1 protein-coding gene is annotated in these 355 nt (G+C 40.3%); it reads right to left on the reverse strand.

The features are described 5' to 3' along the window. Window positions 1-290: hypothetical protein (locus LU493_RS19830; RefSeq protein WP_343076107.1), on the reverse strand; the 290-nt coding region annotated here is incomplete at its 3' end. Between the last annotated feature and the right edge of the window lie 65 nt (window positions 291-355).

Raw genomic sequence — 355 nt, forward strand, 5'->3', positions numbered from 1 at the left:
GTTTGAAGCAGTCCCGCCTTTTTACTACCAATTAAAACAGGAACAATTCGGATAACTTCACCACCAACAGGGAATCCTAAATCATCCTTGCCAATATTTTTCTTTCCTTTGAAAACAGCAAAGGTCAACCCTTTTTCTTTGCTGTTATTCATGAAATGTTCAAATCCAGGGATGGTGGCAGCCAGCGCTATTCCTGCTTCTTGGACTGTTGAAATCAACCGATGATGAACCTTCCCGAAAGTTTTGCCAAGAATTCCAGAAAGCTCAATTCTTGTCATTATTTCCTGCATAATAGCTCCAGTTGGTGGGAAACGAGTTAATTAATAGTGGTTGGCCTTATATCCAAATCGCCATT

Origin of the sequence: Halomonas elongata (assembly GCF_029081005.1) — a bacterium.
GTDB lineage: Bacteria > Pseudomonadota > Gammaproteobacteria > Pseudomonadales > Halomonadaceae > Halomonas > Halomonas elongata_B.